The following is a 14,633-nucleotide window of genomic DNA, read 5'->3' as shown; positions in this document are numbered from 1 at the left end:
CTAGACCTCGAAATCGCCAAGGGCGAGGTCGCCGGTTTCATCGGCCCCAACGGCGCGGGTAAATCCACCACCATCCGCCTGCTTTGCGGCCTGCTGCGCCCAACCTCGGGCAGCGCCAGCGTCGCGGGGTATGATATCGTCCGCCAGCCGGACATCGTGCGCCTGCACATCGGCTACATGTCGCAAAAATTCTCCCTCTACGGCGACCTCACGGTGCATGAGAACCTGCGCTTCTTCGCCGGCATCTATCAGGTGCCGCGCCCGCAAATCCCGGAGCGCATCGCCTTTGCGGTGTCCATGGCGGGGCTTGAGGGACGCGAGGGCGCGCTGGTGCACACGCTGGCCGGCGGCTGGAAGCAGCGCCTGGCGCTGGGCTGCGCCATATTGCACCGCCCGCCGGTGCTGTTTCTTGACGAGCCAACCTCCGGCGTGGAGCCCGAGGCGCGGCGCCGCTTCTGGGACCTCATCCACACCCTGGCGGCCGATGGCGTGACCATTCTTGTCTCCACCCATTACATGGACGAAGCCGAATACTGTAACCGCATCGCGCTGATCGACGCGGGCCGGCTCATCGCCCTGGGCAGCCCCGGCGAGCTGCGCCGCCACGAGCTTGGCGGGCAGCTCTTCGAGCTGGAATGCCCCACGCTGGGCGCCACTCTGGCCGCCGCCCGCCAGACGCCAGGCGTCATCGAAGCCGCCATTTTCGCGGATAAGCTGCATGTACTGCTGCGCGCGGGCACCAGCGGCGAGGCGCTGCTCGCCCACCTTGCCGCCCAGGGCATGAAAGCTGGCCCCATCCGCGCCATCCTGCCCAGCCTGGAGGATGTATTCGTGCAGCTGGTCTCCCGGCGGCAGGAGGCCAGCCCATGAACCCGCGCCGCACCCTGGCCATCGCCTACAAGGAGACCTTGCAGGTCTGGCGCGACCCGCGCAGCCTCGCCATCGCCCTGCTCATGCCGCTGATGCAGATGGTCCTCCTCGGCTACGGCATCAGCCTGGACATCAAACACGTCCCCTTGTGCCTCTACGATCAGGAAAACAGCCAGACCAGCCGCGAGATGCTCCAGGATTTCACCGCCTCCGGCTGGTTCAAAACCGCCGCCATCCTGGGCAGCAACCGCTCGGTGCGCGCCGCGATGGACAACGCCACCTGCATCGGTGCCCTGGTCATTCCGGTGAACTTCTCGCGTGTGCTGGCACAGACCGGCCGGGCCGAGGTGCAAGCCGTGTTCGACGGCACAGACGCCAACACCACCAACATCGCCACCGGCTATGCCCAGGGCGTCATCGCGCAAACCGCGGCCACCTTCGCGCGCCGGTGGGATGCCCAGCACGGCGTCCGCCCGCCCACCGCGGGCAGCATCAACCTGCAATCGCGCGTCTGGTACAACGAGACCCTGGACAGCCGCAATTTCATTATCCCCGGCGTCGTCGCCATCATTCTGGCCCTGGTCGGCGCGCAACTCACCTCGCTCACCGTCGCGCGTGAGTGGGAGCGCGGCACCATGGAGCAGCTCATCTCGACCCCGGTAACCTCCACCGAGCTTTTAATCGGCAAACTCAGCCCCTATTTCCTCATCGGCCTGCTGGACGCCGCTTTCTGCCTGCTCACCGCCGCCTTCTGGTTCCATGTGCCCTTCCGCGGCAGTGTGCTCACGCTCATCCTCACCACCGCGTTGTTCGGCATCGTCGTCATGGGCATCGGCTACCTGCTCTCGGTGCGCATCCACAACCAGCTCGGCGCGAGCCAGATCGCGCTGATGCTCACCATGCTGCCCATCTCCATGCTCTCGGGCTACACCTTCCCCCTCGACCAGATGCCAGCCGCCATCCGCGCCATCAGTTTTCTGGTTTACGCACGCTACTACGTCACCCTCCTGCGCGATGAGTTCCTCAAGGGCAGCTCGCTCGCCGAGATGGCAAGCTCAATCGCCGCGCTGCTCGCCTACGCGGTGGCGGTGCTCTGGCTGGCCGCGCGCGCCTTCCGCAAGCGGTTGGACTAGCGCCGTGCTGGACCGCCTTTATGTGATGTTCATGAAGGAGTTCCTGGAGCTCAAGCGCGACCGCTGGGCACTCTTCCGCCTGGTCGTGCCGCTCATCCTGCAAGTGGTCATCTACGGCTACGCCGCCACCTTCACCATCAACCACGTCGCCACCACCGTGCTGGACCTCGACCACAGCAGCACCAGCCGCGCCCTGCTCTCGCGGTTTTACGCCACCGGCCGCTTCAACATCGTGGACATGGCCACCAGCCAGGCCCAGGTCACGCGCGATATCGACACCGGCACGGCAACCGCCGCCATCATCATCCATGCCGGCTTCGCGCGCCAGTTGCTCAACGGCCAGAGCGCGCCCCTGCAAGTCATTGTCGATGGCACCAACTCCAACACCGCGCTCATCGCGCTTGGCTATGTCAGCCAGATCACGACCCGCTTTCAGGCCGGCGCCATGGCCGGCGGCTGGCCTCAACCCACCGCGCCGCCCGGCGGCATCACGGTCTCGCTGGAGCAACGCCCCTGGTTCAACGAAGGGCTGAACGATGTCTGGTTCTTCATCCCCGGCGTCATCGGCACGCTCACGCTGATGCAGGTCGTCAGCCTTACCGCTTTCGCCGTGGTGCGCGAGCGTGAGCTGGGCACGCTGGAACAGATCATGGTCAGCCCGATTAGGCCGTTCGAATTCATCCTGGGCAAGACCGTGCCGTTCTTCTTCATCGGCCTAGGGGATGTCGCGCTGGTCACCATTTTCGGTACGCTGTGGTTTGACATCCCCTTCGCCGGCAATCCGCTGGTCCTGCTGCTCGGCGCCACGCTCTTCCTGCTCGCCACGGTCGGTCTCGGCCTGCTGCTCTCCACCTTCTCGCGCACGCAGCAGCAGGCTTTCGCGCTTAATTTTTTCTTCATCAACCCGCTGTTCACCTTGTCCGGCTTCGCCTTCCCCATCGCCGCCATGCCGCGGGCGCTGCAATGGTTCACCTTCATCAACCCGCTGCGCTATTTCCTCGTTATCGTCCGCGCCGTCTTCCTTAAAGGCGTGGGCCTGGGCGCGCTCTGGCCTGACCTTGCCGCCCTGGCCGCCCTGGCCGCGGGCATGCTCGCCATCAGCGTCATTCGCTTTCGTAAATCCTTGGATTAAATGGAAAACAGCCGTAAAAGCAATCAGCCTCGCCAATCAGGAGTGCCAGCATGACGCACCATTCGAAGCCGTATGATCTCCCCCCACCCAACCGCGAAGGCGGGATGCCCTTACGCAACGCGTTGAACCTGCGCCACTCCACGCGCAGCTACACTTCCAAACCCATCCCCGAGCAGCTCCTCTCCGATCTGCTGTGGGCCGCCTGCGGCATCAACCGCGCCAATGGCGACCGCACCGCCCCCTACTGGCGCCATGTCATGATCATGGACATTTACGTGGCCATGGAAAGCGGCGTCTTTCTCTATGACCCCGCCACCCACCGCCTGCTGCCGCATCTACCGGCCGACATCCGCGCCCAAACCGGCCTTCAGGATTTCCCCGGCAATGCACCGCTTGATCTCATCTATGTCGCCCATGGCGAGCGCATGGAGGTGCCCGAGGCGGAGCGCCGGCTCTATGCCTCCGTTGACACCGGCTGCATCGGCCAGAACGTATATCTGTTCTGCGCTTCGGAAGGGCTCTCCACCGTGTTCCGCGGCGCCATCGAGCGGGAAAAACTCGCCAAAACCCTAAAGCTACCGAAGGAACAGTTTGTCACCTTCGCGCAGACAATCGGCTACGCCGCATAATTCCACACAAAGGAGGCACAAAGCCTCGCCGCTCATAAACAAAGTGAGGAAATAAAATAAATGTCCGCAGAGACTCCCACCCCGCCTGCCTCCCTGGCCGTTGCCCCCGCGCGGCTGCGCCGCGCTGCCAACCTTGCCGCCCTCAGTTTCAAAACCACAGCCGAATGTCCGCCCATGGACGGCTTCACCGGCCAGAAACGCGCGCTGGACGCCGTGCGTTTCGGCAGCCGCGTCAGTAAACCGGGTTTCAACCTGTTCGCCATCGGGGCGCCGGGGGCGCGGATGCAGCAATCGGTCGAGACCATGCTCGCCGCCGCCCGCGCTGACCGCCCCGCGCCGTCAGACTGGGTCTATGTGCATAATTTCGCGGCCCCCCATCGCCCCACCGCCATCGGCCTGCCCGCCGGGCGCGCGCCGCAATTCCAAAAGGCGATGCACGAGCTGATCGAGGACCTGAAATCCGCCCTGCCGATGGCCTTCGAGAGCGAGGACTACCAGAAGCGCCACGGCGCGGTGGACGAGGTGTTCCAGAAAAAACAGGCCGACGCCTTCGCCGCCCTGCGCGACAAGGCGCAAGCCACCGGGCTCGTGCTGCTGCGCACGCCGCTCGGCTTCGCCTTTGCCCCGGCCAAGAACGGCCAGGTCATCTCTCCGGACGAATTCCGCACCTGGGACGAAGCCAAACAGCGGGAGGTACAAAAAAATATCGAGACCCTGGAGCCCGAGCTTGAGCATATCATGCACCAGTTCCCCGCCTGGGAAAAAGCCCGGCGCGAGGAGGTGCGCAAACTCAACCGCGACACCGCCAGCCTCACAATCGCCCCGCTGATCGAGGACGCCAAAACCAAATTCGCCGACCTGCCGCAAATCAGCGCGCATCTTGAAGCCGTGCGCGCCGACCTGATCGAGAACATCGGCATGTTCATCGTCAAACCCGAAGGCGAGGAAGCCCAGAGCGCCACCCTGGGGCCGGGCGGCCCGTTTGACCGTTACGAGGTCAATGTCATGATCAGCCATGACGCCACGGCAACCGGCGCGCCCATCGTGCAGGAGCCGCACCCCACGCTGGGCCACCTCACAGGGCGCATCGAATACATGTCCCAGCAGGGCGCGCTGCTCACCAATTTCCGCCTCATCAAACCCGGCGCCATGCACCGCGCCAACGGCGGCTACCTGCTGCTCGACGTGCGCAGCCTGCTCACCGAGCCGTTCAGCTGGACCGCGCTCAAGCGCCTGCTTAAGCAGGGGGAAATCGTCATCGAGGATGTCAACCACTTCCTCGGTCTCACCAGCACCGTCACCCTGGACCCGGACCCCATCCCGCTGGACCTGAAAGTCGTCCTCTTCGGCGACCGCATGCTCTACTATATGCTTGCCATGTACGACCCCGAACTCACCGAGCATTTCAAGGTCCTGGCTGATTTCGAGGATGATTTCGACCGTTCGGAGACCAACGAGGCGGCGATGGCGCATATCATCTCAAACCTCGCCTATGAGGATAAGCTGCGGCCGCTGGAATGCGAGGCCGTCGGCCTGATCATCGAACAGGCCGCACGCATGGCCGAGAACGCGGACAAGCTCTCCCTGCTCACTGGCGAACTGCGCGACCTGATCATCGAAGCCGACTTCCGCGCCGGCGAGGCGGGGCACAAGGTCACCACGCGCGCCGACGTGCAAAAGGCGCTCGATGAACAGATCCGCCGCGCCGCGCGCCTGCGCGACCGTTCGCAGGAGTCCATCCTGCGGGAAATCGCCCTTATCGACACACAGGGCGCGCGCACCGGGCAGATCAACGGTCTCAGCGTGCTGCAACTCGGTGGCTTCGCCTTCGGGCGGCCCTCGCGCATCACCTGCCGCGTGCGCCCCGGCAGCGGCAATGTGCTGGACATCGAGCGCGAGGCAAAACTCGGCGGCCCCATCCATTCCAAGGGCGTGCTGATCCTCTCCGGATTCCTCGCCGGGCGCTTCGCGCTGGATACGCCGATGTCCCTCTACGCCAGCCTGGTGCTCGAACAATCCTACGGCGGCGTGGAGGGCGACAGCGCCTCCTCCGCCGAGCTTTATACACTACTCTCCGCCTTGGCGGACGTGCCCCTGCGGCAGGATATCGCGGTAACCGGCTCGATCAACCAGCAGGGCGAAATCCAGGCCATCGGCGGCGCCAACGAGAAAATCGAAGGTTTTTTCGACATCTGCGCCAAGCGCGGCCTCACCGGCACGCAAGGCGTGGCCATCCCCAAATCCAACGTGCAGCACCTCATGCTGCGCCAGGACGTGGTGGATGCCTGCGCGCAGGGCCGCTTCATCATCTACGCGATCGGCACGGCCGATGAGGGCATCTCGCTACTCACCGGCCTGCCCGCCGGCGCACGCGGGGCGGACGGCGCATTCACCCCCGGCAGCGTCAACGCCCTGGTGGAAGCGAGGCTGCGCGCCTTCGCCAGCATCCGCCAGCATTTTGGTGACTCCAAACCGCCCGCGCCCGAGCCATCCGCCCCGCCGCCACCGGTCCCGGTCCCGCCCGCCCCAACGCCGGAGGCGCCATGAGCAACACCGCGCCGCCGTTCAAACGCATTATCGTAGACCTGCATTGCAGCGGCTGCGACCGGCTGATCGTGCGCCAGGCCGCCGACCTGGCGCAGTTGCTGCAACTGGAGCTGTTTGGCCGTTTCTTCGCCGACCCCGCACCCGCCCGCCTCGCCGCCCTGCCCTTTGCGCGCGAATTCCGCCCCGGCGAGCACGCCTGGGCGCCGCTGGAAGGCCACAACGTCTCGCAGGAGCTATCACTCGCCATCACCGCGGCGGAACGCCTCTTCAAGCAGATGACCGCCACCCTCCCCCGGCAATTTCAGATCATTCACGACCCCGCGCAGCTCGAACACCCGCAGGACGGCCGGGGCGAGAGCATCGCCGTCATCCACCAGAGCGGCTACCCCAGCGCGCCGTTTGAGCAAATGCTGGCATCCGCCTTCCAGACCGCCGCCAGCGTGCTCATCCTGCCCAGCGGCGTGCCGCCGAAATCAGGCCCCATCCTGGCCGTCGTCAATGGCGCTGAGGATCCCGCCGCTGGCATCGCCGCCGCCCTGGCGCGCGCCGCCGGGGAGCCGCTGCTCCGCCTGGACAGCCAAGCGGGCACCGCCGCGCAGGTGCCCGCGGCCCGCCTCATCGTTACCAGCCGCGGCACCCTCCCCAACGCCACGCTGGCGCTCATCGCCACGCGCAAAAAAACCCCGGTGCTGGTGATCGGCACGGAACCGGCATGACCGGCCCGAAGCTTCGACATCGCCATCCACGCCCGATTCGCCGGCGTTGCCGAGCGCACCCGCGCCCGCAATAATTAACGCAATACTTAAATTTCTTTAAAAATGGCTGGGACGGGAGGATTCGAACCTCCGAATGGCGGAATCAAAATCCGCTGCCTTACCACTTGGCGACGTCCCAATGCGCCCTGCTCATATGTCGGCAAGGGCCGGGTCGTAAAGCCCCCCACCCCAACACCACCAGCCCGGCTGGTTTATCGCCGCCGCCGCCGCCGTGGCGGCCTCAGGCGTGGCGAAGATCGCGAGGCATGTGGCGCCCGAGCCGCTCATGCGCGCCAGCAGCGCGCCCGGCAGCCCCGCCAGCACCTCCAGCACCTGCCCGATCACCGGCTGAATCCCAATCGCCGCCGCCTGCAAATCATTCGTGCATCGCGCCAGATCAGCCGCCATGCCCGCCGCATCCACCCAGCCGGCGGGCAGCGCCGCCGGGGGCGTGAAACCACCCTGGCGCGCGCGAAACACCGCAGGCGTGGGCACCGCCACACCCGGATTCACCAGCACCATGCCGAATCGGGGCAGTTGCGGCGCGGGGGACAAAATTTCGCCAATGCCCCCCATCCGCGCTGGCTTTGAGTCCAGGCACACCGGCACATCCGCCCCCAGCTCCAGGGCAACGCCCTCCAGCGGCGTCTCAATGCCCCAATAGCACGCCAACAGGCGCAGCGCCGCCGCCGCATCGGCAGAGCCGCCGCCAATGCCCGAAGCCACTGGCAGGTTCTTCTCCAGCAAAAGCCCCGCATGCCCCTCCGGCCGCAGCGCCCGCGCCGCGCGCAGCAGCAGATTATCCGGCTCCGCCCGCAACACGCCGCCAAACCGCCCGGTGATGCTCAGTGTCAGCGCCTCGCCCGGCACCACGCTCACCACATCCCCCACGGCGGGGAACACCGCCAGGCTGTCCAGCAGATGATACCCATCCCCCCGCCTGCCGGTGACATGCAGGAACAAATTCACCTTCGCCGGCGCAAAACGCCTTGGCATCACGAGACCGGGGGAAAATTCTGTTTGATCATCGCCTTCAACGCGGCCTCCAGCTTCGCATCCGGCCCCAGCGAAAGCGCGCGCTGCCACTGATACGCCGCCTGCAATTTCTCGCCAGCCTGCCAGAACGCATCGCCCAGATGCCCGTTCACCTCGGCATCGTCAGGGTCCAGCTGCACAGCCTGTATCAACAGCCCCAGCGCGGTCTGCGTATGGCCCTGCTTCAGGTTCACATAGCCCAGCGAGTCGATCACCGCGCCATCATTGGGGTCCAGCGCCACCGCGCGCTCCAGCATCGCCCGCGCCTGGTCCAGCTTCTCGCCATGCATCGCCCAAGTATAACCGATATAATTCAGCACATACGGCTGGTTCGGCCCCAGCGCCAATGCCTGCATCATATCCGGCTCCGCCGCTGCCCAGCCGCTCACATTGTCCTCGCAAATGCCGCGATCGAAAAACAACGACCAAGCCGCCCCCGGCGGTGGCGTGCCCACGGCCGCAATCGCCTTGCTGTAATAGGGAATCGCCGCCTGCATCTGGTTGGCCGCGCGCAACACATCCCCGGCATTGGCCAGCAGCCCCGGGTCCTGCGGGTTCAGCGCAATCAACTTGTCCAGCAGCGCCACCGCCGCCGCCGGGCGGTTCAGGTTTGCCAGCAAATTCGCCTCCTGCATCGCCACCGGCGCGAACAGCGGATCCTGCTGCGTCACCGGCGCCAGCACGTCCAACGCATTCTGCAACATCACCGGCGTGGGCGTGGCCGCCGGATCATCCCCGCCGGAAAGCGTATTGGCCAGCAACAGCCGCGCCGCGGTTAAATCCGGCCGAAGTTGCAGAGCAAAACGCAGGAATACCTCGCGCAGAAACATGGCGGAAGGCTGGTTGAGCGAGCCTGCCAGGGTGAGATACGCCTCCGCCAGCCCTTGCGCTGGGCTTGCCACCACGGGCCGCGCCATCACCGCCTGCAACCCCGGCAGCGCGATCTGCAAATCCGGATGCGCCTGCATCAGCGTGGCCAGCTCCTGCTGCGCCAGGCCCTGCGCGCCCTGGCGCGCCTCCCAGCTCGCCAATATCTGCGCCAGCCGCAGGTTAGGCTGCCCATTGCTCACGGCGTTGTAATACTGCGCGGCATCCCTCACATCATGCCCCGCATCGGCGATCAGCGCGGCATTCAGCACATAAACCGGCGCAAACGCTCCGGCGCTGAAGTACGGCTGCAACGCGTTCAGCGCCGCTTGGGTATTCCCCTGGCCGAATCGGGACCACGCCACCAGCACCGGCTTGATCAGCCCCAGCAGGTCATCCGGCGGCAAGGCGCCATACAGCGCCGCCGCCTGCGCGTAATCACCCTGCATGGCGGCCTGGTTGGCCAGCAGCAACGCCGCCAGCATATTGCCGGGAAGCTGCGGCGCCAGCGTCAGCGCCAGCTGGCCGCCCACCTGCGCCGAGGCCAGAAACCCCTCCCCGGTCATCGCCTGGTTTCCCGGGGCCGCCCGCAGCCCGCGCGCAAAATATTTCGCGGCCGCCGCCGGGTCGTTGCGGGCCGCGGCATAATGCCCCGTCAGATACGCGCCATAGGCGGGGTTCGGCGGCGGGTAGGTTGCCGCCCCGCCAGGCCCCGCCGCCGCACAGGCCGAAAGCAGGATGCAGGCAGCAACGGCACCACGGCGGCGAAATAGCAAAAATCTATCCATTACTCAGGTGTAGCAGCGCCACCCGATCCGGCAAAGCGCGCGTTTGCAACTCCGGCTTGTTAGCCATTCCCAGCTGCGTTAGGCTTGGCCGAGCTGGTGGCGGCTCCACCGGAAACACCCAGCCAGCACGCCGCCCGGGAATAAATTTTACCGGCACCAACGTCAGAATCGGGACACTAGGATTTAGCGCGCATGACCCCAGGCTTTCAGGCAACCACCGCCGGCATCACCGTCACGGTGCGGGTTTTCTACCTGGCCGACCAGTCAGACCCCGAAGCCGCGCGCTTCGCCTGGGCCTATCGCGTCACAATCGAGAACGCGAGCCCCCTGACCGTACAACTCCTGCGCCGCACCTGGCACATCACCGACGCGCACGGCCGCAGCCAGCATGTCCACGGCGAAGGCGTGATCGGCGAAACCCCGGTGCTGGAGCCCGGCGAAAGCTTTGAGTACACTTCCGGCACGCCGCTCTCCACACCCAGCGGTTTCATGACCGGCCAATACCACATGCTCGCGGTGGACGAGGACCGCCAGTTTGACATCGCAATCCCTGCCTTCAGCCTGGACAGTCCGCACCAGAACACAAGGGTCCATTAACTTTATCGCGCCATCATGGTGCCAACCACCGCCCTCACGGGTTGCGGAGGGGTTCATTCTTCCCCATATGGCGGTTTAGGGCTTCATCGCGCAGCCTTGCTCTCACCCCGCCCCGCTGATCCAAATTCTGGATCGGATCGTATATCGTACCACGAAGTATTCTGACCCTTCAGGCCCTTGATAATACCGCAGACGGAGACCCGCCTTGAACGTCGTGACATCCAAAGCAAAGCTCACCAAGGCGCCGCGCGCCGCAAAAAAACCCAGCCGCGCGGAAGCTGAATCCGCTGTGCGCACCCTGCTCCTCTGGGCTGGCGAAGACCCTGAACGCGAGGGCCTGCTTGATACACCCGGCCGCGTCGTGCGCTCCTATGAAGAATTTTTCCGCGGCTACGGTGAAGACCCTCTCGCCCTGCTTGCCCGCACCTTTGAGGAAATCGAAGGCTACGACGAGATGGTGGTCCTGCGCGATATCCGCATCGAAAGCCATTGCGAACACCACATGGTGCCCATCATCGGCAAGGCGCATGTCGCCTACCTGCCGGGCAGCCGTGTCGTCGGCATCTCCAAACTCGCCCGCGTGGTGGATGCCTACGCCCACCGCTTCCAGATCCAGGAAAAACTCACAGCCCAGATCGCCAACACCATCAACGACGTGCTGCAGCCGCGCGGCGTCGCGGTGGTGATCGAGGCGGGGCACCAGTGCATGTCCACCCGCGGCGTCCACAAGCCAGGGGTCAGCATGGTCACCAGCCGCATGCTCGGCGCCTTCCGTGACGACCCCTCAACACGGCGCGAATTCCTGGCGATGATCTCACCGCGCAGCTGCACCGCGGTAGAAGCTTAAAACCCCGCCCAAGTTGCCCGAAGCCGCATTCGCCGTTAAGCAACGGCCGGACCATATCCGGCCGTTTTAACCTGATGTTTTAACCTGGGGGCGAACCATTTTGCGTAGCCAGACTCTTTCCCGTGTCACCACCTCCCGGGCAGCCGCCCTCGCGGCACTCTTCCTGCTCTCCGGCTGCGGCCATCTGCTCGGTGGCGGCAACGCCAATGCCAGGCTCGGCCAGAACGGCGCCACCCCCACCGTGTTCGGCTACGCCACGGCCGACGAACCCCAGGCCGCCCTTGCCGCCCGCCAGATCCTCAACCAGGGCGGCAACGCGGCAGACGCCGCCGCCGCCGCCGGCTTCGTGCTCAGCGTCACCCTGCCTTCGCGCGCCGGCCTTGGCGGCGGCGGCGCCTGTATCGTGAAAATGCCGGATGCCCGCGGCAACGCCCAACCGCCCGTGGCTTTGCTGTTCCCCGCCCGCGCCCCGGCAAGCCTTTCGGGCAACCGCCCCGCCGCGGTCCCTGCCCTCGCGCGCGGGCTGCTCGCCCTGCAAGCGCGTTATGGCGTGCTCCCCGCCGCCAGCGTCATCGTCCCGGCCGAGCGCCTCGCCGGCGGTGCGCCGGTCTCCCCGGCCCTCGAATCCGACCTCCAGGTCGTCGGCAACGCCATCATGGCAGACCCCCCCGCCGCCGCCGTATTCGCCCCAGGCGGCACGTTGCTTCCCGAAGGCGCCAATCTGGTCCAGCCAGACCTCGCCGCCACGCTGGAATCGCTGCGCGTGCTTGGCGTTCAAGGGCTTTATGCCGGCAGCTACGCGCAAAAATTCGCCACCGCGGCTGATAAAGCCGGCGCCGGACTCCTGGCGTCAGACATTGTAAACAGCACCCCGGAATTCACCGCCCCCAGCTTCAGCACCAGCGGCGGCCTTACCACCGCCGCCCTGCCCAACCCCGCCCCCGGCAGCTTGCAGCCCGCCACCGCCAGCTTCTCCGCGCTGGACAAAAACGGCGGTGTCGTGAGCTGCGCCGTGACCATGAACAACCTCTTCGGCACCGGCCGCATCGCGCCCGGCACCGGCATCCTGCTCGCCGCCGCCCCGCGCCCCAACCAGCCGGCCATCCTCGCCGCCAGCGTCACCTACACCGGCAACGGCACCTTCCGCGCCACCGCCACCGGCACCGGCCAGGGCGCCATCTCGCGCGCCAATGCCATCACCTGCCCCCGCGGCGTCCCCGGCGGCGAGGCCAGCTGTAGCGCCACCGCTGATCCTCACGGCCAGGGCCTCGCCATCGGCGGGCGCTGAACCGGTCCGCGGCGCGCCGCCATGAAAATCGGCACCGGCCGGGCGGTTCCGCCGTTCCGGGTGATGGAAGTCATCACCGAGGCCAACGCCCGCGTGCAGGCCCGCCAGCCGGGCGAGCGCAAAATCCTGCGCCTGGAGGTTGGCCAGCCCGGCACCGGCCTGCCAATGGGCGCGCGCCTTGCCGCCGAGGCCGCGCTGCGCAGTGGTGAGACGCTTGGCTACACCGAGGCCCTGGGCCTGCCCTCCCTGCGCGAGGCCATCGCCGCGCATATCCGGAGCTGGTACGCCACCGAGGTGCCGGTCTCCCGCATCGCGGTGACCTTTGGCGCGTCAGGCGCCTTTCCGCTGGCGTTTCTGGCGGCGTTTGACCCCGGCGACACCATCGCCCTGGCCGCGCCCTATTACCCGCCGTATGTGAACATCGCCACCGCGCTGGGCCTGAAGCCGCTGATCCTCCCCTGCGGCATCGAAACCGGCTTTCAACCCACGCCCGCCATGCTGGATGCGCTGGCGCGCAAGCCCGACGGCCTGATCCTCGCCAGCCCGGCCAATCCCACCGGCTCCATGCTCGCCCCCGATGATCTCAAAGCCCTGGCGCGCTACTGCCACACCAACGGCATCCGGCTGATCTCCGATGAAATCTACCACGGCCTGACCTACGGCAAGCCAATCGCCTCCGCCGCTCAGTTTTCGCAAAGCGCCATCGTCATCAACTCCTTCTCCAAGTACTTCTCGATGACCGGCTGGCGCGTCGGCTGGATGGTTTGCCCCGAGGAGCTGGTCCGCCCGGTGGAGCGCCTGGCGGCCAATTTTTTCGTCTCACCCTCATATATTTCACAGCTCGCCGCCCAGGCCGCCTTTGCCTGCGCGCCAGAGCTGGAGGCCAACCGCGCCCGCTACGCCACCGCGCGCCAGATGCTGCTCACCGGCCTGAAAACCGCGGGTTTCAGCCAAATTTCCCCGCCCGACGGCGCTTTTTACCTCTACGCAAGCTGCGCCCGCCACGCCGCCAACAGCGCCGCCTTCTGCACCCGGCTGCTTGACGAAGCCGATATTGCCGCTACACCCGGCTACGATTTTGACGCCAAAAGGGGCCAAGATTTCTTCAGGATGAGTTACTGCGCCGCCTTACCGGACATAGAGGAGGCGATTTTCCGCCTGTGCCGCCTCCAACCCGAGCAATCCTAGTGGGATACGTCATTGAAAATGCCGTGTCCCACTAGGGCCATATTTAGCGCGCGCCGCCCACCAACCCGCGCGCAGCACCCTGGGTCATGAATGACGCAGGGTGCTAGACCAAAGATTGTGTGCCAGAGTACTTTCCCGCCACCATAACATCCTATATCAGTGACGCGCCCGCCAAGAGCGCCATAAACGAGGTAGAGAACAGAACCATGAAGCTGCTGGTCGCCGTAAAACGAGTAGTTGATTACAACGTCAAGGTCCGCGTCAAGTCTGACCATACGGCCGTTGAAACCGCCGGCGTTAAAATGTCGATGAACCCGTTTGATGAAATTGCCGTCGAGGAAGCCCTCCGCCTGAAGGAGAAGGGCGTCGCCACGGAAATCGTCGCCGTCTCGCTGGGCGTTACCCAGTGCCAGGAGACCATCCGCACCGCGCTGGCCATGGGCGCTGACCGTGGCATCCTGGTCGAGACCGATGCCGCGCTGGAACCTCTGGCCGTCGCCAAAATGCTCAAGGCGCTAGCGATCAAGGAAGGCGCTGAGCTGGTCCTCCTGGGCAAGCAGGCGATTGACGATGACATGAACGCCACCGGCCAGATGCTGGCGGCCTTGCTGGGCTGGCCGCAAGGCACCTTCGCCTCCAAGGTTGAGATCGCCGATGGCACCGCCACCGTCACCCGCGAGGTTGATGGCGGCCTGGAAACCCTCGCCCTCACCCTGCCCGCCGTCATCACCGCCGACCTTCGCCTCAACGAGCCGCGCTACGCCTCGCTGCCCAACATCATGAAGGCCCGCAAAAAAACCATCGACGTGATGAAGCCCGAAGATCTGGGCGTTGACCCCGCGCCACGCCTGACCATCCTCAGCGTCTCCGAGCCGCCGGTTCGCAAGGCCGGCATCAAGGTGGCCGACGTTGCCGCCCTCCTCGACAAACTCCGTAATGAAGCGAAGGTGATCTGAT

Annotated in this window: 13 protein-coding genes and 1 tRNA gene; 11 read left to right on the top strand and 3 right to left on the bottom strand. The window is 65.8% G+C overall.

Features of this window, described 5'->3' with window-relative positions; translation table 11 throughout:
* The 6 genes from PHE40_RS04720 to PHE40_RS04695 all read left to right on the top strand — a co-directional run.
* Positions 1 to 870, top strand: an 870-nt coding sequence (locus PHE40_RS04720) for an ABC transporter ATP-binding protein (RefSeq protein ID WP_299958738.1), incomplete at its 5' end; no start/stop codon positions are given.
* The gene (locus PHE40_RS04715; RefSeq protein WP_299958736.1) at positions 867 to 2,003 is read left to right on the top strand and encodes an ABC transporter permease; all 1,137 of its coding nucleotides are present in this window, start codon (positions 867 to 869) and stop codon (positions 2,001 to 2,003) included. The genes PHE40_RS04720 and PHE40_RS04715, both read left to right, overlap by 4 nt.
* 4 nt (positions 2,004 to 2,007) lie before the next feature.
* Positions 2,008 to 3,135 carry an ABC transporter permease gene (locus PHE40_RS04710; protein ID WP_299958734.1) on the top strand — a complete coding sequence of 376 codons (1,128 nt, stop codon included), beginning with the start codon at positions 2,008 to 2,010 and terminating at the stop codon, positions 3,133 to 3,135.
* A gap of 50 nt (positions 3,136 to 3,185) precedes the next feature.
* Positions 3,186 to 3,764, top strand: coding sequence for a nitroreductase family protein (locus PHE40_RS04705; protein ID WP_299958732.1), 579 nt, complete (start codon positions 3,186 to 3,188; stop codon positions 3,762 to 3,764).
* Positions 3,765 to 3,824: 60 nt separating this feature from the next.
* Complete coding sequence (locus tag PHE40_RS04700) at positions 3,825 to 6,311, top strand: Lon protease family protein (RefSeq protein ID WP_299958722.1); 2,487 nt, start codon at positions 3,825 to 3,827, stop codon at positions 6,309 to 6,311.
* Positions 6,308 to 7,027 carry a hypothetical protein gene (locus PHE40_RS04695; protein WP_299958719.1) on the top strand — a complete coding sequence of 240 codons (720 nt, stop codon included), beginning with the start codon at positions 6,308 to 6,310 and terminating at the stop codon, positions 7,025 to 7,027. The genes PHE40_RS04700 and PHE40_RS04695 overlap by 4 nt, the downstream gene beginning before the upstream one ends.
* A gap of 103 nt (positions 7,028 to 7,130) precedes the next feature.
* Here the strand turns inward: PHE40_RS04695 and PHE40_RS04690 are convergent.
* The 3 genes from PHE40_RS04690 to PHE40_RS04680 all read right to left on the bottom strand — a co-directional run bounded on the left by PHE40_RS04690 (position 7,131) and on the right by PHE40_RS04680 (position 9,756).
* A tRNA-Gln gene (locus PHE40_RS04690) sits at positions 7,131 to 7,205 on the bottom strand.
* 11 nt (positions 7,206 to 7,216) lie between these two features.
* Positions 7,217 to 8,062: a 4-(cytidine 5'-diphospho)-2-C-methyl-D-erythritol kinase gene (locus tag PHE40_RS04685; RefSeq protein ID WP_299958717.1), complete on the bottom strand. Its 846-nt coding sequence runs from the start codon at positions 8,060 to 8,062 to the stop codon at positions 7,217 to 7,219.
* Entirely contained in the window at positions 8,062 to 9,756 is a 1,695-nt protein-coding gene (locus PHE40_RS04680; RefSeq protein WP_299958714.1) for a tetratricopeptide repeat protein, read from the bottom strand. Before PHE40_RS04680 ends, PHE40_RS04685 begins: the two co-directional genes overlap by 1 nt.
* A gap of 192 nt (positions 9,757 to 9,948) precedes the next feature.
* Between PHE40_RS04680 and apaG the strand changes: the two genes are divergently transcribed.
* The 5 genes from apaG (at position 9,949) to PHE40_RS04655 (ending at position 14,632) form a co-directional block, all read left to right on the top strand.
* Positions 9,949 to 10,353, top strand: coding sequence for a Co2+/Mg2+ efflux protein ApaG (gene apaG, locus PHE40_RS04675; protein WP_299958711.1), 405 nt, complete (start codon positions 9,949 to 9,951; stop codon positions 10,351 to 10,353).
* A 214-nt stretch (positions 10,354 to 10,567) separates the two neighbouring features.
* Positions 10,568 to 11,200, top strand: a complete 633-nt coding sequence (gene folE, locus PHE40_RS04670) for a GTP cyclohydrolase I FolE (RefSeq protein ID WP_408838576.1) — start codon at positions 10,568 to 10,570, stop codon at positions 11,198 to 11,200.
* 100 nt (positions 11,201 to 11,300) lie between these two features.
* Positions 11,301 to 12,488, top strand: a complete 1,188-nt coding sequence (locus PHE40_RS04665; RefSeq protein ID WP_299958706.1) for a gamma-glutamyltransferase — start codon at positions 11,301 to 11,303, stop codon at positions 12,486 to 12,488.
* A 21-nt stretch (positions 12,489 to 12,509) separates the two neighbouring features.
* Complete coding sequence (locus PHE40_RS04660) at positions 12,510 to 13,676, top strand: pyridoxal phosphate-dependent aminotransferase (protein ID WP_299958703.1); 1,167 nt, start codon at positions 12,510 to 12,512, stop codon at positions 13,674 to 13,676.
* A gap of 206 nt (positions 13,677 to 13,882) precedes the next feature.
* Complete coding sequence (locus PHE40_RS04655) at positions 13,883 to 14,632, top strand: electron transfer flavoprotein subunit beta/FixA family protein (protein ID WP_299958700.1); 750 nt, start codon at positions 13,883 to 13,885, stop codon at positions 14,630 to 14,632.
* Position 14,633 lies beyond the last annotated feature (1 nt).

This window comes from Acidocella sp. (assembly GCF_028687955.1).
In the GTDB taxonomy this organism is placed as follows: domain Bacteria; phylum Pseudomonadota; class Alphaproteobacteria; order Acetobacterales; family Acetobacteraceae; genus Acidocella.
The sequence above is the reverse complement of the archived record's forward strand: the minus strand, read 5'-3'. Positions and strand labels throughout refer to the sequence as shown.

What these genes read in the sequence shown, in the direction of transcription:
- PHE40_RS04715 (WP_299958736.1), top strand. Translation starts at nt 867, where the DNA reads ATGAACCCGCGCCGCACCCTGGCCATCGCCTACAAGGAGACCTTGCAG.
- PHE40_RS04705 (WP_299958732.1), top strand. Translation starts at nt 3,186, where the DNA reads ATGACGCACCATTCGAAGCCGTATGATCTCCCCCCACCCAACCGCGAA.
- PHE40_RS04700 (WP_299958722.1), top strand. Translation starts at nt 3,825, where the DNA reads ATGTCCGCAGAGACTCCCACCCCGCCTGCCTCCCTGGCCGTTGCCCCC.
- PHE40_RS04695 (WP_299958719.1), top strand. Translation starts at nt 6,308, where the DNA reads ATGAGCAACACCGCGCCGCCGTTCAAACGCATTATCGTAGACCTGCAT.
- PHE40_RS04685 (WP_299958717.1), bottom strand. Translation starts at nt 8,062, where the DNA reads ATGCCAAGGCGTTTTGCGCCGGCGAAGGTGAATTTGTTCCTGCATGTC.
- PHE40_RS04680 (WP_299958714.1), bottom strand. Translation starts at nt 9,756, where the DNA reads ATGGATAGATTTTTGCTATTTCGCCGCCGTGGTGCCGTTGCTGCCTGC.
- apaG (WP_299958711.1), top strand. Translation starts at nt 9,949, where the DNA reads ATGACCCCAGGCTTTCAGGCAACCACCGCCGGCATCACCGTCACGGTG.
- PHE40_RS04660 (WP_299958703.1), top strand. Translation starts at nt 12,510, where the DNA reads ATGAAAATCGGCACCGGCCGGGCGGTTCCGCCGTTCCGGGTGATGGAA.
- PHE40_RS04655 (WP_299958700.1), top strand. Translation starts at nt 13,883, where the DNA reads ATGAAGCTGCTGGTCGCCGTAAAACGAGTAGTTGATTACAACGTCAAG.